Below are 22,719 nucleotides of genomic sequence, written 5' to 3' on the forward strand. Positions count from 1 at the left end.
TTCTCCTTGATTAAAAGTTGGTTGGTGGCCAGGACTACTGGGCGACCTGGGTGATTTCGAAAGTCTTGGGCTGCTGGGCGGCGTGGGGGTGCTCTGCACCCTTGTAAACCTTGAGCTTGCCCAGCTGCTGTGCAGCGAGGGAGTTCTTCGGGAGCATGCCCTTGATGGCCTTCTCCACGGCGCGGACCGGGTTGGATTCCAGCAGCTCCGCGTAGTTGACGGAGGTCAGGCCGCCCGGGTAGCCGGAGTGGCGGTATGCGCGCTTCTGCTCCAGCTTGGCGCCGGTGAGGGCAACCTTTTCAGCGTTGATGATGATGACGAAGTCGCCCATGTCCATGTGGGACGCAAAGGTGGCCTTGTGCTTGCCGCGCAGCAGGATTGCGGTCTGGCTGGCAAGACGACCAAGGACAACGTCGGTGGCGTCAATGACGTGCCACTGGCGGTTGATATCGCCGGGCTTCGGGGTGTACGTACGCACGGTGTTTGCCTCGTTCTTGTTCTGGCGTTCTTGTTTTAGGCGTCACACGAAGGTGCACCTACTATCTATGCGCTACCGGAACAGAGGTGAGGGCTCTATGTAACCAGTCATCCTGAAGTCTCGAATGTGCACGTTGGGTAGTTATCCTGCAACCGGATTCCCAAGCGGGCACGCATCATCGAGAAGGACACGCACAACGACTACCAAGAATAGCGGAAGACGTGTCACTGGGTCAAAATGGGGTGTCCGGATGCATCCAGCCCGCCCCGGCCCGCCGCATCCTTGGAGGAACCGTGTTCGACACAGCCGCCGCAGGTTCCGCCTCGCCGTTGTTTATTGCCGGGATCGGACTGGCCGGCATGTGCCTGGGGCTCATCGCCGATTCCCTCGTCCGGCGGGCCCTTCCGCGGCTGGCCGGCGGCGCCTCCTGGCGCTCGGGGATCACGACGGCGGCGGCCACCTTTATCCTCTCGGCCCTGCTGGCGTGGCGCTTCGGCGCGACTGCGGAACTCCCCGCCTACGTATTACTGGGCATACTCGCTGTTCCCTTGGCGCGCATCGACATGGTGCACCATTTACTGCCGAACCGGCTTGTTGGACCCTTGTTCGGGGCGGGCTTGGCCCTCCTGGGCTTCGCCGCGCTGACCGCGGGAGCTGCCGGCGACATGCTGCGCGGAGCCGCCGGGTCCGTAATATTGTTCTTTTTTTACCTGGTTTTGGCCTTGACCAGCAGAAACGGCCTCGGAATGGGTGACGTGAAGCTCGCGGCACCACTTGGACTGTACTTAGGCTACCTAGGCTGGTCGCAGCTGTTCTATGGCGGTGCCCTGGCGTTCGTGGCGGGCGGCATCGCCTCCACCGTCCTGATTGTGAAAAACCGCGGAAACAAGCCCCACGAGGTGGCCTACGGGCCCTCGATGCTGGCAGCCGGACTCGCCATCATCCTGCTACTTCCGTAACTCCAGTCACTACTGCACCTCTGGCCGCATTAGTAAGCGTGCGTATCAAAACAAGTAGTTGCCGCTGCGCCGCCGCATCCAACTGAGTACACATTGAAATGGGCCTAGGTAATGCCCTCAATTTGCTGCCTGAAACTCGAGTAACCCGATGCATTGCTGTGCCGTTAATTGCCGTGCCACTGTTGTGCCAACGGAACTCCAGCGAATAAGCAAAGGGGAATTGCTGGAATTTCGTTTCACATTCAATACTCTGGAAAAGGACAAATTCACATGACTGGTCTCATGGTTTCAATGCTCGCATTTGTTGCCGGCGTCAAGGACAAGCTCGCGTCCGAAAAGGGCGCCACCGCGACGGAATACTCGCTGCTGGTTGCTTTCATCGCCTTCGCTGTTATCGGCGGCGCGACGATCTTTGGCAACCAGCTGAGCGCTTGGTTTGCAGAACTGGGCGACAACGTCCGCGCTTGGCGCAACTAGCCGCAGCAGCTCACGCAACAGGTCTCTGCAACACCAAATGTGCCGCGTCCGTATCTCGCGGGCGCGGCACATTGCTTAATCATCAGCTGCATCTATCCCTGGGGGGATCCAATGAAGCGCAGCAAATCAAGGGCGCCCCGCGCGGGCGTTGAAGGGCGCGAGCGGGGGGCCGCTGCCGTCGAATTTGGTCTCGTGGCTCCCATCCTGCTGCTCCTGGTCGGCGGGATCGTCGAATTCTCGCACCTGTATAACCTTCAGATTTCGGTCACCCAAGCCGCCCGGGAGGCGGCGCGAACCATGGCGGTAGAGCATGACCAGGGCGCGGCCATCGCCGCCGGCGTTGCGGGGGCGCCAGGACTCGATGCCGCATCCTTCGGTTTCAATTTCACCGGTGTCTGCGGCGGAGCTCCCGGCAACGCTGCCGTCACCGTTACGTACACAGCCGACGCCCTGACCGGCTTGTTCGGCGCGAGCCTGAACCTCGAGGGCGAAGGGGCAATGCGATGCGGCGGCTGAAGCACGGCATCGACAAAGAACGCGGCGCAACTGGCGTCCTGGTCGCCGCGATGATGTTGGTCCTGCTTGGCACCGGCGCGATGGCTGTTGACGTTGGCCAGATTTACGCCGAACGCGCGCAGTTGCAGAACGCAGCCGACGCCGGAGCAATGGCAGCCGCACAGCAGTGCCACAGCACACCCACCGAGTGCTCGGCGAAGGCCATCCTCTGGGCCCAGGACATGACCGGCGGAAATTCCAACGACGGCGCCACGACCGTCGATTCGGTGGATTTGTCCGTCCCCAACGAGGTGACCGTGGTGACGTCCACCCTCAATGGAACCAGCGGCGCAGGTTTCCTTACCAAGATATTCGCCAGCGCGCTGAATGCCCCACCGGTGACGGTGGGTGCACGTGCCACCGCGGTGATCGAGCCGATTGGCGGTGCCACCGCTTTCCCGCTGGCCATCTCGGACTGCCAGTACGACCTCTCGGGGGCCGAAGTCACCGGCGATATCCAGTTGATCAAGTACAAGCCAGGCAGCGGCACGTGCACCTCCACCGCGGGCCATGTCATCCCCGGCGGCTTCGGCTGGCTTGACCACACGGGCGGTCCCTGCCTGGCCGCGACCGACGCCGATGACACTGTTCCAACCGACACCGGCGCGAACTACCCCGGTGCCTGCGACGCGACGGTCACGGCATGGAAGGACACGATCGCGGCCGGCGGCACAGTGGAGGCCACCTTCCCGGTCTACGACGACGCCGGGGGAACGGGCCATGGCGGCTGGTTCCACATCCGGGGCTATGCCACCTTCCGGCTCATCGGCTGGGCGTTTTCGGGCGGCGGATCGCCGGAGGTCTTCCGGGAAACGATGCCCTGGGTGGGAGATCCCGCCAACGCATGCACCGGAAGTTGCCGGGGCATCATCGGTCAGTTTGTGAAATTTGAATCCATTGATTCCGCCGGTGGGACCGGGGGGACCGGAGCGGACCTGGGATCCGTAAATATTCGGCTTATCAAATAGGTAATTTCAAAGGGGTAAGGAAATGAAAACACGCCTGCTGGGAGGCATCGCCGCATTACTTGTGGCAATTATCGGAACCGTGTTACTCGTCTCATACGTTCAGAACGCGGATAAGCGCGCAATGGCCGGCACGGAAACAGAAACAATTTACGTGGTGCAGAAAGCCATACCGGCTGGAGCTCCGGCTGAAGAGATCGCGTCCTCGGTCATCAAGAAGTCCGTCCCAAAGGTGGCGCTGGCCGAGAACAACGTCACGGACCTGGCGACCCTGGGGTCCAAAGTTGCAGCGGTAGCGCTGGTGCCGGGCGAACAACTGCTATCCACCCGGATGGTCGAAGAGAAGTCATTCCTCGGCCCGTCACGTGTCCAGGTTCCCGCCGGGCTGCAGGAGCTCACACTGAAGTTGCCAATTGAACGCGTGGCCGGAGGCAAAGTGAACGCCGGCGACACTGTGGGCGTCTTCCTGTCCTTGGAAGAGGCCACCGACGGCAAGACCGGTGCGAAGTCGAGCAAGACGCAGCTGAGTTTCCACAAGGTACTGGTGACAGCGGCACAGTTCAGCAACGGTACTGCAGCGCAGACCGGCGACTCCGCCACGGCGTCGGGAACCAGCCAAGTATCGTCCACGACGGCTTCCAAGGCCCAAACCGACGAAACCTACCTCATCACCATCGCCAGGAACTCGGCCGACGCCGAACGGATTGTCTTCGCCGCGGAGTTCGGCAGGGTCTACCTTTCCAAGGAGCCCGGTGACGCAGTGGAAGCCGGGGCATCCTACGTAGACACCACAAGGTTGTTCCGATGAGCCGCTACGTACTCATCACGCCCAATGCGGATTTTGAACGGCTGGTCCGACTCGCCACAGCCGGCATGCACGGCTCACTGCAGGTGTTCCACAGCGACCGTCTTCCTGACGGCCCCGGGGACGTCCTCCGCCAAATGGTGGGCGAACCGCCCGAGGTCCTGATCCTTGGTCCCGGCATCTCCGTCGACGGTTCGCTGAAACTCGCCTCGGTGGTGGACCTTCAGTACCCCGAGATAAGCGTCATCCTTGCCGCGCCGTCCACCCCGGAAACCGTACTCCAGGCGATGCGGGCCGGCGTCCGCGACCTCTTGGACCCGGGCGCCGACCCGGACACCATCCGCGTCATGCTGGAACGGGCCAGCCTCGCGGCTGCAGGTCGCAGGAGAGGTCTGGCACCCCAGGCCTCGGAGCATGTGGACAACGGCGGGGGTGGCCGGATCATCGCAGTGATGTCGCCCAAGGGGGGCGTCGGCAAGACGACGGTAGCCACCAACCTCGCTGTCGGACTGGGTAAGGCAGCCCCTATGAGTGTTGTCATCGTCGATCTCGACCTCCAGTTCGGCGACGTTGCCAGTGGCCTGCTGCTGGAACCGGAGTTCACCCTCACCGACGCGGTACTCGGCGCCGCCAGCCAGGACTCGATGGTCCTCAAGACCTATTTGACGGTCCACCCGGCCGGCATCTACGCCTTGTGCGCCCCGCGCTCCCCCGTGGAGATGGACCGGATCACGGCCGCGCAGGTTTCGCACCTTTTGGAGCAGCTCCGGCGAGAGTTCCGCTACATCGTGGTGGACACCGCCCCCGGTCTCGGCGAGCACGTCCTGGCCACGCTGGAACAGGCCACGGACGCGGTGTGGATCTGCGGCATGGACGTCCCCAGCATCAGGGGGCTGCGGGCAGGCCTCCAGATCCTGGAGGAGCTCGCGCTGGTTCCGGAGCAGCGCCACATCGTCCTGAACATGGCCGACCGGCGCGCCGGACTGAGCTTGAAGGACGTGGAAGCCACCATCGGGGCGCCCGTGGATGTGGTGTTGCCACGCTCCAAGAGCCTCCCGTTTTCCACGAACAAGGGCGTTCCCGTGCTCCAGGAGGGCACCCGGGACTCTGCTGCAAAGGGTCTTCGCCGCCTGGTCGACCGGTTCAAACCCGAGTGGGAAGCCAGACCTCACAAGCAGCTGCACAGAAGGGCGGTATTCCAGTGAGCCTCACAGACCGACTCCAGCAATTGCGCGGAGGGGCCGGGCCCGCCCCATCCATGGACAAGGCACCGGCCGAGCCAGACGCTTCCCAGCTCCAGCCAGCGCCGGCAACCCTTGGCCGGATCCTGGAGGCCAAGGAGGCAGCTGAACTGCAGACTGACGCCGTCGAGGTCCAGCAGACAGCGTCTGTTGCCAGCGAAGCGCTCAACGCCCTCAAGGAACGCGCCAGTCAAGCACTCTTCGAGCGGCTTGGCGGCCGGATCACTGACTCCTCGATCGAGGAGGCAGAACTCCATCAGTCGGTCAAGGACGAGCTCAAGATGGTCCTTGAGGAGGAACAAATCCCCCTCACGGCGCTGGAGAGACAACGCCTGATCCGCGAAATCACGGATGACGTCCTGGGGCACGGGCCGATTCAGCGGTTCCTGGATGATCCGGCCGTCACGGAGGTCATGGTCAACCGCTTCGACCAGATTTATGTTGAGCGTGCCGGGCAACTCCACCGGACGGATACGAAGTTCACCTCGGACGAAGCGCTGCGCCGGGTCATCGAACGGATCGTGTCACGCATAGGACGTCGCATCGATGAGTCCTCGCCCCTCGTGGACGCCCGCCTGGCCGACGGTTCACGCGTTAACGCCATCATTCCGCCCCTCGCGGTGAATGGTCCCGCGTTAACGATCCGAAAATTCGGCCGGGATCCACTAACAGTCCAAAATCTGATCAGCATGGGCAGCCTCTCCCCCGAGATGGCCGAACTGCTTCAAGCCTGCGTACTGGCAAGGATGAACATCATCGTTTCCGGCGGAACCGGCACGGGCAAGACAACCCTCTTGAACGTGCTCTCCTCCTTCATCCCCGCCACGGACCGGATTGTCACCATCGAGGATGCCGTGGAGCTCCAGCTCCAGCAGGACCACGTGGTCCGGCTGGAGAGCCGTCCACAGAACATCGAAGGCAAGGGCGAAGTCTCCATCCGTGATCTGGTACGCAACTCGCTGCGCATGCGGCCGGACCGGATCGTCGTCGGCGAGGTCCGCGGCGGCGAGTGTCTGGACATGCTGCAGGCCATGAACACCGGCCACGACGGATCCATCTCCACGGTGCATGCCAACTCGCCGCGCGATGCCATTGCCCGGCTCGAAACGCTGGTGCTGATGGCAGGCATGGACCTTCCGCTCCGGGCCGTCCGCGAGCAGGTCGCCTCCGCAGTGAACGTCATTGTCCACATTTCCCGGCTCCGTGACGGCACTCGACGCGTCACCCACATCACGGAGGTCCAGGGCATGGAAGGAGACATCGTCACGCTGCAGGACGCCTTCGTCTTCGACTATTCGGCAGGAGTCGACGAGAACGGACGCTTTCTCGGCAAACCTGTACCCACCGGCGTCCGCCCGCGGTTCACGGATCGTTTTGCCGCACTTGGGATCGCCATTTCCCCGGCTGTGTTCGGCGCCGCACAGCCCGTCAGGGGGCGGTAGCGGTGCTTCCGGAACTTTCACCCCTGGCTTTCGTGGCCGGACTGCTGCTGGTCTACGCAGCATTGGCCATTACTGTCGCCATCGTTTTCAGATCCCGGCAGGTGGAGCTCTCCCGCCGTCGTCCTGACGTCGCGGAGATCCACTCGTCGAACCTGACGAAGCTCACGGACCAGGCCGTGCAGACCCTGAACAAGGGGATCCGTCGCAAGGGCTCCGGCCCCCTCAGCCGGGAGAAGCTTGAGGAGGCCGGCCTCAAGAAGCAGCCGGGTGACTATCTGCTCATGGCCGGGGCCGTGACCTTCGTCGCCGCCGTCTTGGGGTTCCTCCTGGGCGGCCCGGGCTTGGCCGTCGTCGCCGTGGTCCTCACTCCCGTTGGCCTCATCGTGTTCCTGAATTTGTTGGTCGCGCGGCGGCGGAAGAAATTCGATGAACAGGTCCCCGATACCCTGCAGATGGTCGCAGGCGGCCTTCGGGCCGGTCACAGTCTGCTGCGTTCGGTCGATGCGGCGGCCCAGGAAAATGAGGCGCCGATGGCAGAGGAGCTGAACCGGGTGGTCAATGAGACCCGGATCGGGCGGGACCTCGGCGATGCGTTGAGCGACGTCGCCCGCCGGACAGGCAACGAGGACTTCGGCGCCATTGCGCGCGCTATTGATATTCACCGGGAAGTGGGCGGTGACCTGGCCCAGGTGCTCGACCATGTGGGCGAAACCATTAGGGATCGAAACCAGATCCGCGGCCAGATCCGGGCGCTCAGTGCGGAGGGGAAGATGTCTGCGATCGTGCTCATGGCCCTTCCCCTCGTGATGTTTACCGGCCTCGCCCTCTTCAACCCGCTCTATCAGCAGGTCTTCCTCGCCACGCTCCCGGGCTATCTGATGATCGCGGCCGCTTTGGTGCTCCTCACCGGTGGCGGATTCTGGCTCACTCGCATCATCAAGCCGAAATTCTGAGAAGGAGAGAACCGTGCAAACTATTGCCTACGCTGCCATTCTGGCGGTCATCCTTCCCGTCTCGGTCATGACGTGGCTCGCGTTCACGGGAGATCGTGCGGGGCTGAGGAACGTCCAGTCGAACCTGGGTAGACGTCCCGGCGGCGGCGAGTCCACCCTCACGGCCAATGAGCAGCTCGCAGCATTGTCCAGGAAGGCGATGCCCCAGGGCTATGCGGTTTGGCTGGACAGGCAGCTCGCCGGTGCCGGCCGTCCCAAGGATTGGCCATTGGCCCGGGTGGTGATGGTGAAACCCCTGCTGGCCTTCGCCGGAGCCGTGATGGGTATCTTGATTGTCGCCTCAGGGCCCACGCCCCCCAAGGTGCTGCTGATGGTGTGCGTAACGGCGCTGGCCTACTTCCTGCCCGACATACTTGTCCGGAACTATGCACAGAAGCGCCGCCAGGCCATCAAGCTCGAACTCCCCAATGCCCTGGACCAGATGTTGATTTCCGTGCAGGCAGGTCTCGGCTTTGAGTCAGCCATGGCACGAGCGGGCCAGAACGGCAGGGGGCCGCTCGCGGATGAGCTGATCAGAACCCTGCAGGACATCCAGGTGGGGCGCTCCCGCAAGGAAGCATATGTGGCTATGGCCCAGCGGGTTGATGTGCCCGATCTGAGGTCCTTCGTCCGGGCGGTGGTCCAAGCCGACGCCTATGGCATCGCCATCGCCAAGGTACTGGAGTCACAAGCGAGAGATATGCGCGTCAAGCGTCGCCAGCGGGCCGAGGAGCACGCCATGAAAATGCCCGTGAAGATGTTGTTCCCGCTCATCTTCTTCATTCTTCCCACACTCTTCATCGTGGTCCTCGGACCGTCGGTACTGAGCATCATGGAAGTCTTCGCCAGCAAGTAGCCCGCAGTCCGTGCTCAGGGACTGCCCTCCAGACCGGACCCCCTTGGACCCCAGAGCCGAGGGGGTCCTCCTGCGTCCGCGGCAGGTTGCCGTCCGCGTCGCGGGCAGTCCGTTGCGGGGCCGAGCGCAGAATCTGCGCAGGGAATGTACAGGAAACGTGCAGTTTGGGAAGCCTTGGCACAGGATGCGTCAAGGTCGATTCCTCGGCGTGTCGCCCGTTGCTAAGTTCCTCTCAGTGCTGGTGCAGGGCCAGCCTCCCAACTCGCTCAGGAGTCACCCATGCGTTCCTTTTTCTCCAACCTCGCAACCCGCCTTCGCCGCGACCAGCGCGGCGCCACCGCCGTCGAATACGGCATCATGGTCTCGCTCATCGCCGTCGTGATCATCGTCGCCGTAACGCTGCTCGGCTCCAACATCAACAAGACCTTTCAGGACGTGGCGTGTTCAGTGCAGGGTGGCAAGACCTTCTCGGCCACCGGCGGCGCCGACGGCAAGGGTGGCTGCGTTTAGCGCTAGCCGACCATTCGAAAGTCAGGGTGGGGATTGGCTCCGGCCTTTCCCAGCCCTGACTGCTTCGGTGCCAGCAACCAGCAACCTCATGGAAGGCGGTCCCCATGTCCAAAACAACGGAACGGGGCGCCGTCGCCGTGGAGTTCGCCCTTCTGGCACCGGTCTTGGTGATGCTGCTGCTGGGCATCATGGAGTTCGGCCGGGCCTACAACGCCCAGGTCACACTCTCCAGCGCGGCCCGCGAAGGCGTCCGCGTCATGGCAATCAACAACAACGCCACCGCCGCCCGCACCGCAGTGAAAACCGCGGCCAGCGGGCTCAACCCCGCGCTGACAGATGCCAGCATCATTCTTAGCCCCACCAACTGCACCGCCGGCGCCCAGATGACCCTCAGAATCACCTACAACCTGTCCACCATGACCGGAATCGCCGGGCCGTTTGCCATGGAAGGCCGGGGGGTGATGCTGTGCGGCGGTTGAGAAAGTCGCCCGCCCGGCAGGACGGCGAGCGCGGCGGCATCAGCGTCCTCGTGGCCATCCTCATGGTGGCGCTGCTGGGCTTCGCCGCCATCGCGGTGGACGTCGGAATGCTCTATGCCGAGCGGACGCAGCTGCGCAACGGCTCCGACGCCGCGGCCATCGCCGTCGCGCAGAAGTGCGCCAAGGACGTGAACGACGCCGACTGTTCCGCTTCGTCCACGCTGGCGCGCGGCCTGGCCAGCAGCAACGCCGGCGACGGCATCAGCAACATCTCCTCCCTCGCACTGGACAAGACAGCCCGCACAGTCACAGTCACCGCCGGCGCCCAGGAGGCCGGCAAAGAACCCAACCAGGTTTCGCTCTTCTTCGCGCGCGCACTGGGCGTCAATACCGCTGAGGTCACCGCCGCATCCACGGTCACGTGGGGCAGCCCGAAGTCGGGCCCGACGGCATTTCCTGTTGCCTTCTCGATCTGCCAGGTAAAAAGCCACGTCGACGGCACCCTCCAGCGCCTGCAGAACCACGGCAGCAACGCCAACGCGGACTGCATGTACGGACCTTCCGGCGCCGCGGTTGAAGGCGGCTTCGGCTGGCTGACCAGCGATCCCGGAATCTGCGGGGCCCTGATTGATCTTGCCGTCGCGGAAGGCGGCAGCGATCCCGGCAACAGCGCCCCGGGCTCATGCCAAACAACCCTAAGCAACTGGGCCGCGGAAATTACGGCCGGCCGCGATGTTGTTGTCTTCCTGCCGGTCTTCGACAGGGTGACCGGCACCGGGGCCGGAGCCATCTACGGCCTCATCTCCTTCGCCGCGTTCAAGGTCAAGGGCTGGAGTTTCAGCGGCGACAACAAATTGCCGAACTCGTTCCAAAACACCACCGCCCACGTCCCCGCCTCGGTGGCCTGCGACGGGAACTGCCGCGGATTTATCGGGAGCTTCATCAAATACGTGTCCCTGGCTGATGGGTTCTCCCTGGGGCCGGTTGACGAAAACGGTGCCACCATCGTCCGCCTTACCAAGTGACACGTTTCAGCCAGCAGTCCACCCCCACCGGTTCAGGAGCAGTTTTTTGAAGTCACGCTTATTGGCAGGAATCGCGGCCTTGGTGCTCGCCATCGTCGGAGCCCTCCTTGTGGTCAGCTACGCACAGGGTGCCGACACGAGGGCCGTGCAGGGACTGGACCCGGTCGCCGTCCTCGTGGTGAAGAAAGCCGTGCCTGCGGGCACCCCGGTGGAGGCGCTGAAAACGTTTGTGGCCAGTGAAGAGCTTCCCGGCAAAGCTGTCACCAAATCAGCGCTGAAAAACCTCGACGACTCCGCCGGCAAGGTCACCGCCGTCGAACTGCTCCCGGGCGAGCAGCTCGTCGCCGAGCGGCTGATCGCCCCGGAAGAGCTCAAAGCCAGCGGCGCCGTGGAGGTACCCAAGGGGCTGCAGGAGGTTTCTTTCCAGCTCGAACCCCAGCGCGTGGTCGGCGGCAGGATAGCTCCGGGCGACCGCGTCGGAATCTTCATTAACTTGAAGGACGGGGGCCTCGAGGCCAAGCCTGAAAAACAGACAACCCAGCTTTCCATCCACAAAGTCCTCGTGACCGCCGTGCAGCGGGCTCCATCACCCTCACCGACACCGCAGCCGTCAGCGAACGGCTCAGCGCCTCCGGCTGAGGACATGTCCCTCCCCACCGGGTCCCTCATGCTGACGGTGGCGGTCAACGACGTGGATGCCACCAAGATCATCTACGCCGCAGAATTCGCAAGCCTCTGGCTGAGCAAGGAACCGCTCAACGCGACGGACAGCGGCCGGCCAGGAATCATGACGAAACCGGAGGTCTACAAGTGAGCCGCTTTGTGCTGATCACCCCGAACACCGACTTCGACTCCCGCGTCCGGCAGGCCCTGGCCGGCGGGCTTCCGGGCGGGCTGCAGACCTTTGCGTTCGTCAATCCGGCGGACCCCGGCGAGCTGTTCGCGAACCTCAACCAGGAGCGCCCCGAGGTGCTCATCCTGGGACCGGACATCCCGGTGGAGGACGCCCTGCGGCTCGCCGTGGTCTTCGATGTGCAGCTGCCGGAGCTCAGTGTGGTCCTGGTGGGCGACCCGGACCCCGACTTTGTCCTGCTCGCCATGCGCGCGGGCATCCGGGACATCCTCAGCCCGGAGTCGGATCCGGCCCAGATCCGGATGCTGCTGGAGCGGGCCTGCCAGTCGTATGCGAGCCGGAACCGGACCACCGCCGTCCCCCACGCCGAGGGGTCCAAGGGACTGGTGGTGGGGGTCTTCTCCCCCAAGGGCGGGGTGGGCAAAACCACCATCGCCACCAACATCGCCATCGGGCTGGGCAAGGTGGCGCCGATGGGGGTGGTCATCGTCGACCTGGATCTGCAGTTCGGTGATGTGGCGTCGGGTCTGTACCTCAATCCCGAGCACACCGTGACGGACGCGGTCTCGGCCGCCGCCAGCCACGACTCCCTGGTCCTCAAGGCGTTCCTGACCGTGCACCCCAGCAACATTTACGCCCTCTGCGCGCCGCGCAGCCCGGAGGAGGCCGACGACATCACTCCGCAGCAGGTCTCCCGCCTCCTGGAACAACTCGCGGAACAGTTCCAGTACGTCGTAGTGGACACCGCCCCCGGCCTGCCCGAGGTGGGGCTGGCCGCCATGGAACGGTGCACCGACGTCGTCTGGGTCACCGCCATGGACGTCCCGAGTATCCGCGGGCTGCGCTCGGGCCTGGGCATCCTCCGCCGGCTGGACCTGCTCCCGGAGACCCGGCATGTGGTCCTGAACATGGCCGACGCCAAGTCCGGCCTCAGCGTCCAGGACGTGGAGGCCACCATCGGCGCACCCGTGGACGTCAGCATCCCCCGCTCCAAAGCGGTCGCGTTCTCCACCAACCGCGGCATCCCGGTCCTGCAGGACGGACGCAAGGACCCTGCCGTCAAGGGACTCAAGCAGCTGGTGTCACGGTTCGATCCTGCCTGGCGCGCCACGGCGCAAAAGAAGCTGCACCGCAGGGTGGTGGTCTAAGTGAAGCTCTCCGAACGGCTCCGCACGGCCGAGGGCACCCAGCCCCCGGCCGCCGCGTCCATGCCGCAGTCCGAGCGGACCCAGCCACCCTCCCGGGCGGAGACGACGGCGCCACCCGCCGCCGTCGTCGAACTCCGGAAGCCCGCCACAGCTGCTGCCGCAGTGAGCGAACCGGCTGAGGGGTACCGGTCCAGGGCCCAGCAGCCGGTGGACGTGTTCGCAGCGCTCAAGGAGCGCGCCGCGACCGCGCTGTTCGAGCGGATGGGCACCCGGTTCAACGATTCCGCCGTCAAGGAGGACGAGCTGCGCACCTCCGCGAGGGAGGAACTGATCCGGATCATCGACGCCGAACAGGTGCCGCTCTCCGCCGAGGAACGTTCCCGCCTCGTCCAGGATGTCGCCGACGACGTGCTGGGCTACGGCCCCCTGCAGCGCCTCCTGGACGATCCCGCCGTCACGGAAATCATGGTCAACTGCATGGACCAGATCTACGTGGAGCGGCACGGCAAGCTGACGCTGACCGAATCGCGCTTCAGCTCCGAAGACCACCTGCGCAAGGTGATCGAGCGGATTGTTTCCAAAGTGGGCCGCCGGATTGACGAGTCCTCCCCGCTGGTCGACGCGCGCCTCGAGGACGGTTCCCGCGTCAACGCCGTCATCCCCCCGCTCGCCGTGGGCGGGTCCTCGCTGACCATCAGGAAGTTCAGCAAGGTGCCGCTGACCGTGCGGAACCTCATCGAATTCGGCACCCTCACACCGGAGATGGCCGAACTGCTGAACGCCTGCGTGAAGGCGAAGCTGAACATCATCGTTTCCGGCGGCACCGGCACCGGCAAGACCACCCTGCTCAACGTGCTTTCCTCCTTCCTGCCCGACGACGAGCGGATCGTGACCATCGAGGACGCCGTGGAACTGCAGATCCAGCAGCGCCACGTGGTCCGGCTCGAGAGCCGCCCGCCCAACACCGAGGGCAAGGGCGAAGTGACCATCCGGGAACTGCTCCGCAACTCCTTGCGTATGCGCCCCGACCGGATCGTGGTGGGCGAGGTCCGCGGCGGCGAATCCCTGGACATGCTCCAGGCCATGAACACCGGCCACGACGGGTCCCTCTCGACGGTCCACTCGAACTCGCCCCGCGACGCCGTCGCCCGCCTGGAAACCCTGGTGCTGATGGCCGGCATGGACCTGCCGCTGCGGGCCATCCGGGAACAGATCGCCTCTGCCGTGAACCTGATCGTCCAGATTTCCCGGCTCCGCGACGGCACCCGCCGGATCACCCACGTAACGGAGGTCCAGGGCATGGAAGGGGACATCGTGACGCTCCAGGACGCGTTCGTCTTCGACTACTCGGCCGGCGTCGACCCCCACGGCCGATTCCTGGGCAAACCGGTTCCCACCGGCATCCGCCCCCGATTCATTGACCGCTTCGAGGATCTGGGCATTTACGTCTCCCCCGCCGTGTTTGCCGCCCCGCTGACCGCCGCCGGACGGGTGTGAGCGCCGGATGACCCTGTTGCCTCTCGGAGTCGGGCTGCTGTTCATGGCGGTGCTGTTGCTGGGCTACGCCCTGCTGGCCGCGGGCGGAACCGGCGTGCCGCTGGACCGGCGCAGGCCAGTCCAGGACCAGCCCGACTCCCAGCTGACCCGGTTCGCCGGCTCCGCCGTGAACCTGGTGGACGGCTTCTTCTCCCAACGCAAAGTCCGGCTCTTCAACCGGGAAACCCTGGAAAACGCCGGGCTGCGGATGAGCCAGGCCGATTTTTTCGTCCTGGTGCTGGCCGGCGCCCTGGTGGGAGCGCTGGCCGGCCTGGTGGTGGCCGGCCCGCTGCTGGCGGTTCTCTTCGTGCTACTGTCCCCGTTGGCGGGGCACCTGGTGCTCGGCTTCCTGGCCGGCAAACGCCGGAACACCTTTGACCAGCAGCTCGGCGATACCCTCCAGCTACTGGCCGGCGGCCTGCGCGCCGGGCATAGCATCCTGCGGGCCATCGACGCCGCCGCCACCGAATCGCTGAGCCCGACGTCGGAAGAGATGCGCCGCGTGGTCACGGAAACCAGCCTGGGCCGGGACCTGCAGTCCTCCCTCAACGACACGGCGGAGCGGATGCGGAACGAGGACTTCGTCTGGATTGCCCAGGCCATCCAGATCAACCGCGAAGTGGGCGGAAACCTGGCCGAGGTGCTGGACCAGGTGAACGAAACCATCCGCGAGCGTAGCGAAATCAAGGGCCACATCAAGTCCCTCGCCGCGGAGGGCAAGTTCTCCGCCTACATCCTCATGGCCATGCCCATCGGGATCGTGGTCATGCTGATGCTGGTCAACCCCGGCTACATGAACGTGATGTTCACCCACCCGCTGGGCTGGGGCATGATGGTGGCGTCCGTCATCCTGATGACGATCGGCGGCTTGTGGATGCGCAAGATCATCGACCTGAAGTTCTGAGGCGGCCGTGAACTCCCTTGTCCTGCTTTCCGTGCTGCTGGTCTCCGTTCCGCTGGGATACCTGGTGTGGTCGCTGCTGTCCGTCGACCGTCCCTCCCAGCGGGCCATCCGCACCATGCTGGCGCTCGGCGCGGACACCGCCGGGCATACGGAGCAGAACCAGAGCAGGCTGCTGGAGCGGATCGGCTACCGGCTGACGCCCGCCGGGTACGTGCGCAGGCTCGACAAGCTGCTGTCCCTCGCAGGACGTCCCGTCTCCCTCCCGCTGGGACGGGTGCTCGCGGCCAAGCCGCTGCTGGGGCTGCTGGGCGCCTTGCTCGGCTTCTACATCAGTTCCAGCGGCCCAACGCCGATCATCAAGCTGGTGGGCGTTTTTGTAGTACTCCTGGGCTATTTCATCCCGGACCTGCTCTTGTACAGCAAGGGCCAGGAACGGCAGAAAACCATGCAGCTGGAACTCGCCAACACCCTCGACCAGATGCTCATCTCCGTGGAGGCGGGCCTGGGTTTCGAAGGAGCCATGGCCCGCGCGGGCGAGAACGGCAAAGGCCCCCTCGCCGAGGAACTCGTGCGGACGCTGCAGGACATGCAGGTGGGCCGGAGCCGCCGCGAGTCGTACCTGGCGTTGTCCGAGCGGACCAACATCCCGGAGCTGCGCAGCTTCGTCCAGGCGGTGGTCCAGGCGGACACCTACGGCATCGCCATCAGCCGGGTACTCCGGATCCAGGCGAAAGTCATGCGGGTTAAGCGCCGGCAGCGGGCCGAGGAAAAGGCCATGAAGCTGCCTGTCACCATCCTGTTCCCGTTGCTTTTCTTCATCTTCCCGGTGCTCTTCATCGCCATCCTGGGCCCCGCCGTGATCAACGCGATCGAGACCTTCAGCGGCCCGTAGCGCCGCCGTCGCCGGAATGCCACAAGTTTTCCGCAGGATCACCCGGAGTGCGGGGTCTGGGCCGAAGCAGGAAGTACCGTGGTCGCATGTCCTTTCTCAGTGCCCCAGACGGCGGCGACGCCAACATCACTTTCGCCCCCGCAGCCGCCGGCGGATCAGGGCTTGCCGTCCCTGAGGCAGCGCCGCTTGTGGACCCCGCGGCGCTGCAGGACCTGGGCGTGCAGCTGGAAAGCCCGTCGGTGGCCAGGGGGTTCGCCCGGGACTACGCCAGGATGTGGGACCAGCGCTACAACGCGCTGGCGTCGGCGCTGGACCGCCGGGACCAGGCAGGCTCCCTCGAGGCCGTGCTGAGCCTCAAAACGTCCTCCGCCATGGTGGGCGGCGTGCAACTCGCCCGGCTTGCCGGGGAGCTGGAGGCGGCAGTCCGCGGCGGCGACATGGACCGGGCCGGCACCCTCCTGGGCGAGGTGGCCGAGAGCGGCAGCGAAACGGTGGACGAGCTGCAATACAGCTACATTCTCTGGGAGAGCTAGTCCCGCTCCGGGGCGAGCCGGTATCCCACACCGCGGATGGTCTGCAGCCAGCGGGGCTGCAGGGGATCCTCGCGCAGCTTCCGCCGCAGGTTTCCGATATGCACTTCCACGGCACGTTCGTCGGATTCGCCGATGTAAGCATCCGCCCGGTAGTACTCGCCCCGCACCACGCGGACCAGGTCCGACTTGGACCGGACCGCTCCGGCGCCCTTGAGCAGGGCATGCAGCAGGTCGAACTCGCTGCGGGTCAGGCTGACAGGCGCACCGTCCACCGCCACGGTGCGGCTGTCCGGGTCCAAGGCCAGACCGTTGTGGCGGAGCACGGCGTCCCGCGGCGGGGCAGCGGACTCCGCGGCAGCCCCCGGCTGCGCAACTCCGCTGATGGCGTCCTGGCGGGGGCGCCGCATCATGGCAGCCACCCGGGCGCGCAGCTCGCGGGGACGGAACGGCTTCGTCATAAAATCATCGGCCCCGGTGTGCAGCGCCGTGAGCGTGTCCAGTTCGTCAGTGCGTGCTGTCAACATCACCACATAGGCATCGCTGAACTGGCGGATTCGGCGGAGGACTTCGAAGCCGTCGATGTCAGGGAGCCCCACGTCCAGGGTGACCACGTTGGCCTCCAGGCGCCGGACTGTGTCCACCCCTTCGCGGCCTTCCCCGGCCGAATGGACTTCGAATCCCGCCTGGCTCAGCACGGCTTCGACAAGGTTGCGAACGTCCACATCGTCTTCAACGACGACGGCGACTCCAAGATCGGTCATGGCCCCCCTCACATCTGGTCCTGCTCCACTCCCAACGCGGATGCGCCGGCAGGGATCATCGCCCGGCCCCCACCCGGCATTGTCAGAATACCTAGGCCGGGGATAAAACCCGGTTACGGCGCAGTAACAGAAGCCAGAATACTCAACTTTGTGTCAAGTTTGTGTGACAACACGTGTAAAACTGAAGCAGGAAGGGAGCGCGGCTTCAGTGAGTGAACAGCGGCTGGTCCGGAGTGCGGACGGTTTCGGCAACGCCCTGGGTCCGCGCGCGTGGGTGGTGCGCCACCTCCCGCTGCTGCTGGCGGGCGCAGGGATGGCAGCTGCAGCCGGGCTGGCGGCTGCCAGCTGGACGGGCCTTCTCGATGCCCCGGGCCTGACCGCCGCCGTGGTGCTCGCGGCGGGCATCACCCTTTCCGTTTGTTTCGCGCTGATCCGTGCCAGGGCACGGCTGTGCGAGGAACAGCGCCGGACCGGTGCCAAGGAAGCGGAGCTGCAGGCGCTGCTCGCGGACAGCCGGGAACGCGAACGTCTGCTCAACACCATCCTGGACACTGTCGACGTCGGAATTGTTGCGGTCGACGCCGCCGGCCGGCGCCTGCTGACCAACAGCTGGCAGTCGGCCCTCGAAGAGTCTGCGGCCCCCGCCGGCGCCGCGCACGAGGCCGGAGAGGCCCGGCTCCTGCTGACCGGGCAGGATCAGGCCACCCCGCTCCCCCTCGACCGGCGTCCCATCCGGCGGGCCGCGTCCGGCGAGTCCTTCGCGGACTACCTCGTGCGCTTCGGCGAGGCGCCTGGGAGCCGCGTGGTGTCGACGGGCGCGCGGCCGCTGCGGGACGACGCCGGCGGCTTCCGGGGCGCCGTGGTTGTCTTCAACGAGGTCACCGGTCTGGTCGATGCCCTGGCGGTCAAGGACGACGTCGTGTCCACCGTCTCCCACGAGTTCCGGACCCCGTTGACCTCGATCATCGGCAACCTGGACCTGGCTCTCAGCGACCCTGCGGAGCTCTCCACCACCACGGTGCGCCGGATCGAGGTGGCTCAGCGCAACGCTGAGCGGCTGCTGGCCCTCGTCTCAGACCTGTTGATGTCCGCCAACTCAACGGTGCACGTCCATCCGCGCCGGACCGACCTGTCCAGCCTGGTCGAAGCCACCCTGGGCTCGGCGCAGGCGCACGCCCAGGCCTCCCGGGTTGCGCTCTCCATGGACCTTCCCGCCCCGCTCTGGGCGCACGTTGATCCCCTGCGGATCGGCCAGGCCCTCGACAACCTCGTCTCCAACGCCATCAAGTATTCCCCCGTCGGCGGCACCGTGCGTGTCTCCGCCAGCACGGCCGGCGAACGGGTGCTGCTGCACGTGGCGGATGACGGCATGGGGATGACGGCGGCCGACGCCGCACGGGTCTTCACCCGGTTCTTCCGCAGCCCGGCGGTCCGTGAGGGCTCAATTCCCGGGGCCGGGCTGGGCCTGTCCATCACCAAGGCGATCGTGGAACGGCATGGCGGGTCGATTTCCTGCAGTTCGCGTCCGGGCCGGGGAAGTACTTTCACCGTGGAGCTGCCCGCGGAGGCGGGGCCGCCGTCGTTCTAGGCCTCCGGCCCGGACGGCGCTACTCGCACCCGGGTTACCGGCGCCCGGGTTACTCGCGCCGCGCGCGCGTCAGCTCGGCCCTGGCCAGCAGCCCGCTGGCCGACGGGTAGGCCACCTCCTCCAGCACCAGCGGGTGCGGGGCGGCCAGCACGGACCGGGCGTCCCGTTGCCGGGCGAGCAGCCGTTCGTGCAGCCAGCCGGGTTTCTCGACGCCGGCACCGACGTACAGCGCCGATCCGACCAGGGAGCGGACCATGTTGTGGCAGAACGCATCGGCTTGGACCGTGGCCACCAGGACGCCGTCGGCGCCGCGGGCAAACTCGAAGCGCTGCAGCTCCCGGATGGTGGTGGCGCCTTCCCGCGGCTTGCAGTAGGAGCGGAAATCCTGGAGTCCCAGCAGCTGCGACGCGCCCTCGTTGAGGAGCCCGACGTCCAGCTGGTCCTTGTGCCACAGCGTTGAGGTGCGGCCCAGCGGGTCCCAGCGGGCCTGGCCGTCCGCGATCCGGTAGCTGTAGCGGCGCCAGAGCGCGGAGAACCGGGCATCGAAGCCAACAGGTGCGATGGCGACGCGGTGGACTTCAATGGCCCCGGTGAGGTCTCCGAGCCCCCGGCTGAGCGCGCCGCGGAGACGCCGCAGCAGCGCCACCGAAGGATCCAGCTCCACGCCGCGGTTCAGTCCCAGCCACTCCGCCTCGGTGAGGTCCACGTGGACCACCTGCCCGCGGGCGTGCACACCGGCGTCGGTCCGTCCGGCCACGGTGACCCTGACGGGCCGGCGGATAAGCAGCGCCAAAGCCTCTTCCAACGTGCCCTGGACGGTACGCCGGCCGGGCTGGACGGCCCACCCGTTGAAAGGTCCGCCGTCGTAGGCAAGATCCAGCCGGATACGCAGAAACCCGCCGCCCCCTGTAACGGGGACCGCGGGTTTCTGGTGGTTCATAGACTTAAGTCTATGCGAAGAAATCAGCGAATTACTTCGCGTCCTTCTCGGACTTGGCGTCTGCTTCCTCGGCGGCCGGGGCCTCTTCGGTAGCTGCTGCTTCGTTCTCGGTCTCGGCAGCTTCAGCCGCCGGAGCCTCTTCGGTTTCAGCGGCTTCGGTCTCAACCGGAGCGGCTTCTGCCTTCTCGGCGTCCTTCTTGTCAGCATCGCGCTTGGCAGCGGAGGTAGCCTCGGCTACAACTGCCTGCTTGGCGGAAACCGGCTCAAGGACCAGTTCGATGACAGCCATGGGGGCGTTGTCGCCCTTGCGGTTGCCGATCTTGGTGATACGGGTGTAGCCGCCGTTGCGGTTCTCCACTGCCTGGGCAATGTCGGTGAACAGCTCGTGGACGACGCCCTTGTTGCTGATCAGGCCGAGCACACGACGGCGGGAAGCCAGGTCGCCACGCTTGGCGAAAGTCACCAGACGCTCGGCGTACGGCTTCAGTCGCTTGGCCTTGGTCACCGTGGTGGTGATCCGCTTGTGCTCGAACAGTGCGGCGGACAGGTTCGCGAGCATAAGACGCTCGTGAGCCGCTCCGCCTCCGAGGCGCGGACCCTTAGCGGGGGTAGGCATAATAGTTTCTCCTCATATGGAAGCCGTTGGGCTGCGCACACCGTGGTGCATCAGCCCGCTGGCCAAGATCTGTTTGTTAGAGCTCGTCGTCGCTGAAAGCGGCGTCGTCCTCTTCAATTGCTGCGGCGCGTGCTGCGAGGTCAAAACCGGGAGGCGAGTCCTTGAGGGACAGGCCCAGTTCAACCAGCTTTGCCTTGACCTCATCGATGGACTTCGCACCGAAGTTACGGATGTCCATGAGGTCGGCCTCGGAGCGGGCCACGAGTTCACCCACGGTGTGGATGCCCTCACGCTTGAGGCAGTTGTAGGACCGGACGGTGAGGTCCAGATCCTCGATCGGCAGGGCCATGTCCGCTGCCAGGGCAGCGTCCGTCGGCGACGGGCCAATCTCGATACCTTCAGCTGCGGTGTTCAGCTCGCGGGCCAGACCGAACAGTTCCACCAGGGTGGTACCTGCCGAAGCAACGGCATCGCGCGGGGCGATGGCCTGCTTGGTCTCGACGTCGACAATGAGCTTGTCGAAGTCGGTGCGCTGCTCAACACGGGTAGCTTCCACGCGGAAAGTAACCTTCAGGACCGGCGAGTAGATCGAGTCGACCGGAATGCGGCCGATCTCGGAGTCGCCGGACTTGTTCTGAGCTGCCGAAACGTAGCCGCGGCCGCGCTCGATGGTCAGTTCGAGTTCGAACTTGCCCTTCGAGTTCAGCGTGGCAATGTGCAGATCCGGGTTGTGGAATTCGACGCCGGCCGGCGGAGCGATGTCCGCGGCGGTGACGACTCCCGGGCCCTGCTTGCGCAGGTAAGCAACAACCGGCTCATCGTGCTCGGAGGAAACCGACAGGTTCTTGATGTTCAGGATGATCTCAGTGACATCTTCCTTGACACCCGGAACCGTGGTGAACTCGTGCAGCACGCCATCGATCCGGATGCTCGTGACAGAGGCACCGGGGATGGAGGAGAGCAGGGTACGGCGGAGGGAGTTTCCGAGGGTGTAACCGAAACCGGGCTCCAGCGGTTCAATAATGAAACGGGAGCGGTTGTCGGAGACGACCTCTTCGGAGAGGGTGGGGCGCTGTGCAATGAGCACTTAGGTTTCCTTTCGGCGAGCATCCGCTATATGACGCAACACAGGTGGTGGAAAGATCGGTCTGAAGACTTAACGCGGCCGGGCTTGCCCGGACCGGTAAGGGTCCGGGCAAGCACCGGTGCGTTGGAAAGCCTTAGACGCGGCGGCGCTTCGGCGGACGGCAGCCGTTGTGGGCGCTGGGGGTGACATCCTGGATGGACCCAACCTCGAGGCCAGCGGCCTGCAGCGAACGGATAGCCGTTTCGCGTCCGGAACCCGGTCCCTTGACGAACACGTCAACCTTGCGCATGCCGTGCTCCTGTGCACGCTTTGCGGCGGCTTCGGCGGCCATCTGGGCTGCGAACGGGGTGGACTTACGTGAGCCCTTGAAACCAACCTCACCGGACGAAGCCCAGGAGATGACAGCACCGTTCGGGTCCGTGATGGAAACGATGGTGTTGTTAAAGGTGCTCTTGATGTGCGCCTGGCCCAGCGCGATATTCTTCTTGTCCTTCTTACGCGGCTTGCGAACCGCGCCACGAGTCTTCGGGGGCATTTTTTCTCCTACAGAAAGTTATCGGGGGAAGCCGAGTTAGTCCCTCAGGGACTAGCGCGTCTTCTTCTTGCCTGCGACGGTGCGCTTGGGGCCCTTGCGGGTACGCGCGTTGGTCTTCGTGCGCTGACCGCGTACGGGCAGGCCCTTACGGTGGCGAATACCTTCGTAGCTGCCGATTTCAACCTTGCGGCGGATATCTGCTGCTACTTCGCGGCGAAGGTCACCCTCAACCTTGTAGTTGCCTTCAATGTAGTCACGCAGCTGGACGAGCTCGGCGTCGGACAGGTCCTTGACCCGAACGTCCGCGCTGATGCCGGTGGCAGCCAGGGTTTCGTGTGCACGGGTCTTGCCCACGCCGTAGATGTAAGTAAGCGCAATTTCCAGCCGCTTTTCGCGGGGAATGTCTACGCCAGCGAGACGAGCCATAGTGGCAGTGCTCCTTGAATAAACCGGAGGTCGTAGGCAGTACACCCGCACGTTCCGTACGGCCCCAGCCTCCGACCGGGGGTTAGCTGTCCGGACTCGTTAGTGCTCAATGTCCC

General features: G+C 65.1%; 26 protein-coding genes. 19 read left to right on the plus strand and 7 right to left on the minus strand.

Features of this window, described 5'->3' with window-relative positions; all coding sequences use genetic code 11:
- Nucleotides 1–34 precede the first annotated feature (34 nt).
- A complete protein-coding gene (gene rplM, locus FS787_RS05220) occupies nt 35–478 on the minus strand; it encodes a 50S ribosomal protein L13 (protein ID WP_056425332.1) in 444 nt (147 codons plus the stop codon).
- A gap of 293 nt (nt 479–771) precedes the next feature.
- On the opposite strand from rplM, the gene FS787_RS05225 reads away from it, so the two are divergent.
- The 18 genes from FS787_RS05225 (at nt 772) to FS787_RS05310 (ending at nt 16,650) form a co-directional block, all read left to right on the plus strand.
- Nucleotides 772–1,437 (plus strand): A24 family peptidase, encoded by a 666-nt coding sequence (locus tag FS787_RS05225; protein WP_260982401.1) that lies wholly within the window; start codon nt 772–774, stop codon nt 1,435–1,437.
- Between the two features lie 282 nt (nt 1,438–1,719).
- Complete coding sequence (locus tag FS787_RS05230; RefSeq protein WP_260982402.1) at nt 1,720–1,914, plus strand: Flp family type IVb pilin; 195 nt, start codon at nt 1,720–1,722, stop codon at nt 1,912–1,914.
- A 111-nt stretch (nt 1,915–2,025) separates the two neighbouring features.
- A complete protein-coding gene (locus tag FS787_RS05235) occupies nt 2,026–2,430 on the plus strand; it encodes a TadE/TadG family type IV pilus assembly protein (protein WP_144671197.1) in 405 nt (134 codons plus the stop codon).
- Nucleotides 2,418–3,437, plus strand: coding sequence for a pilus assembly protein TadG-related protein (locus FS787_RS05240; RefSeq protein WP_144671198.1), 1,020 nt, complete (start codon nt 2,418–2,420; stop codon nt 3,435–3,437). The genes FS787_RS05235 and FS787_RS05240 overlap by 13 nt, the downstream gene beginning before the upstream one ends.
- A gap of 154 nt (nt 3,438–3,591) precedes the next feature.
- On the plus strand, nt 3,592–4,242 hold the full coding sequence (locus FS787_RS05245) for an RcpC/CpaB family pilus assembly protein (RefSeq protein WP_260982403.1): 651 nt from the start codon (nt 3,592–3,594) through the stop codon (nt 4,240–4,242).
- Nucleotides 4,239–5,444, plus strand: a complete 1,206-nt coding sequence (locus FS787_RS05250) for an AAA family ATPase (RefSeq protein WP_144671200.1) — start codon at nt 4,239–4,241, stop codon at nt 5,442–5,444. Before FS787_RS05245 ends, FS787_RS05250 begins: the two co-directional genes overlap by 4 nt.
- Nucleotides 5,445–5,497: 53 nt before the next feature.
- Nucleotides 5,498–6,922 (plus strand): CpaF family protein, encoded by a 1,425-nt coding sequence (locus FS787_RS05255; RefSeq protein ID WP_260982404.1) that lies wholly within the window; start codon nt 5,498–5,500, stop codon nt 6,920–6,922.
- 2 nt (nt 6,923–6,924) lie between these two features.
- The gene (locus FS787_RS05260; protein ID WP_144671202.1) at nt 6,925–7,875 is read left to right on the plus strand and encodes a type II secretion system F family protein; all 951 of its coding nucleotides are present in this window, start codon (nt 6,925–6,927) and stop codon (nt 7,873–7,875) included.
- 13 nt (nt 7,876–7,888) lie between these two features.
- A complete protein-coding gene (locus FS787_RS05265) occupies nt 7,889–8,770 on the plus strand; it encodes a type II secretion system F family protein (protein WP_144671203.1) in 882 nt (293 codons plus the stop codon).
- Nucleotides 8,771–9,049: 279 nt separating this feature from the next.
- On the plus strand, nt 9,050–9,280 hold the full coding sequence (locus FS787_RS05270; RefSeq protein WP_144671204.1) for a Flp family type IVb pilin: 231 nt from the start codon (nt 9,050–9,052) through the stop codon (nt 9,278–9,280).
- 104 nt (nt 9,281–9,384) lie between these two features.
- Nucleotides 9,385–9,759, plus strand: a complete 375-nt coding sequence (locus FS787_RS05275; protein ID WP_144671205.1) for a TadE/TadG family type IV pilus assembly protein — start codon at nt 9,385–9,387, stop codon at nt 9,757–9,759.
- Nucleotides 9,747–10,784: a Tad domain-containing protein gene (locus FS787_RS05280; RefSeq protein WP_144671206.1), complete on the plus strand. Its 1,038-nt coding sequence runs from the start codon at nt 9,747–9,749 to the stop codon at nt 10,782–10,784. Before FS787_RS05275 ends, FS787_RS05280 begins: the two co-directional genes overlap by 13 nt.
- A 61-nt stretch (nt 10,785–10,845) precedes the next feature.
- Nucleotides 10,846–11,598, plus strand: coding sequence for a Flp pilus assembly protein CpaB (locus FS787_RS05285; protein WP_260982405.1), 753 nt, complete (start codon nt 10,846–10,848; stop codon nt 11,596–11,598).
- Nucleotides 11,595–12,785: an AAA family ATPase gene (locus tag FS787_RS05290; protein WP_144671208.1), complete on the plus strand. Its 1,191-nt coding sequence runs from the start codon at nt 11,595–11,597 to the stop codon at nt 12,783–12,785. The genes FS787_RS05285 and FS787_RS05290 overlap by 4 nt, the downstream gene beginning before the upstream one ends.
- Nucleotides 12,786–12,845: 60 nt before the next feature.
- Nucleotides 12,846–14,282, plus strand: coding sequence for a CpaF family protein (locus tag FS787_RS05295; protein WP_395940327.1), 1,437 nt, complete (start codon nt 12,846–12,848; stop codon nt 14,280–14,282).
- A 7-nt stretch (nt 14,283–14,289) separates the two neighbouring features.
- Nucleotides 14,290–15,225 carry a type II secretion system F family protein gene (locus FS787_RS05300; protein ID WP_144671210.1) on the plus strand — a complete coding sequence of 312 codons (936 nt, stop codon included), beginning with the start codon at nt 14,290–14,292 and terminating at the stop codon, nt 15,223–15,225.
- A gap of 7 nt (nt 15,226–15,232) precedes the next feature.
- Nucleotides 15,233–16,117, plus strand: a complete 885-nt coding sequence (locus FS787_RS05305) for a type II secretion system F family protein (RefSeq protein WP_144671211.1) — start codon at nt 15,233–15,235, stop codon at nt 16,115–16,117.
- Nucleotides 16,118–16,203: 86 nt separating this feature from the next.
- Nucleotides 16,204–16,650 carry an Hpt domain-containing protein gene (locus tag FS787_RS05310; protein ID WP_260982406.1) on the plus strand — a complete coding sequence of 149 codons (447 nt, stop codon included), beginning with the start codon at nt 16,204–16,206 and terminating at the stop codon, nt 16,648–16,650.
- On the opposite strand, the gene FS787_RS05315 is transcribed toward FS787_RS05310, so the two are convergent.
- A complete protein-coding gene (locus FS787_RS05315; protein WP_144671212.1) occupies nt 16,647–17,411 on the minus strand; it encodes a response regulator transcription factor in 765 nt (254 codons plus the stop codon). The genes FS787_RS05310 and FS787_RS05315 overlap by 4 nt on opposite strands.
- 208 nt (nt 17,412–17,619) lie before the next feature.
- Here FS787_RS05315 and FS787_RS05320 point away from each other — a divergent pair, with 208 nt between their 5' ends.
- Entirely contained in the window at nt 17,620–18,999 is a 1,380-nt protein-coding gene (locus FS787_RS05320; RefSeq protein ID WP_260982407.1) for a cell wall metabolism sensor histidine kinase WalK, read from the plus strand.
- 49 nt (nt 19,000–19,048) lie between these two features.
- Here the strand turns inward: FS787_RS05320 and FS787_RS05325 are convergent, their stop codons facing one another.
- From FS787_RS05325 to rpsM, 5 genes are all read right to left on the minus strand, one after another.
- Entirely contained in the window at nt 19,049–19,939 is an 891-nt protein-coding gene (locus tag FS787_RS05325; RefSeq protein ID WP_144671213.1) for a tRNA pseudouridine(38-40) synthase TruA, read from the minus strand.
- Between the two features lie 31 nt (nt 19,940–19,970).
- Nucleotides 19,971–20,555 carry a 50S ribosomal protein L17 gene (rplQ, locus tag FS787_RS05330; protein ID WP_144671214.1) on the minus strand — a complete coding sequence of 195 codons (585 nt, stop codon included), beginning with the start codon at nt 20,553–20,555 and terminating at the stop codon, nt 19,971–19,973.
- Nucleotides 20,556–20,631: 76 nt separating this feature from the next.
- A complete protein-coding gene (locus tag FS787_RS05335) occupies nt 20,632–21,642 on the minus strand; it encodes a DNA-directed RNA polymerase subunit alpha (protein ID WP_024366109.1) in 1,011 nt (336 codons plus the stop codon).
- Nucleotides 21,643–21,775: 133 nt separating this feature from the next.
- Nucleotides 21,776–22,177, minus strand: a complete 402-nt coding sequence (gene rpsK / locus FS787_RS05340; RefSeq protein ID WP_018773682.1) for a 30S ribosomal protein S11 — start codon at nt 22,175–22,177, stop codon at nt 21,776–21,778.
- Nucleotides 22,178–22,228: 51 nt separating this feature from the next.
- Entirely contained in the window at nt 22,229–22,603 is a 375-nt protein-coding gene (gene rpsM / locus FS787_RS05345; RefSeq protein ID WP_024366110.1) for a 30S ribosomal protein S13, read from the minus strand.
- Nucleotides 22,604–22,719: the final 116 nt, after the last annotated feature.

Source organism: Arthrobacter sp. U41 (assembly GCF_007679325.1).
Lineage (GTDB): Bacteria > Actinomycetota > Actinomycetes > Actinomycetales > Micrococcaceae > Arthrobacter.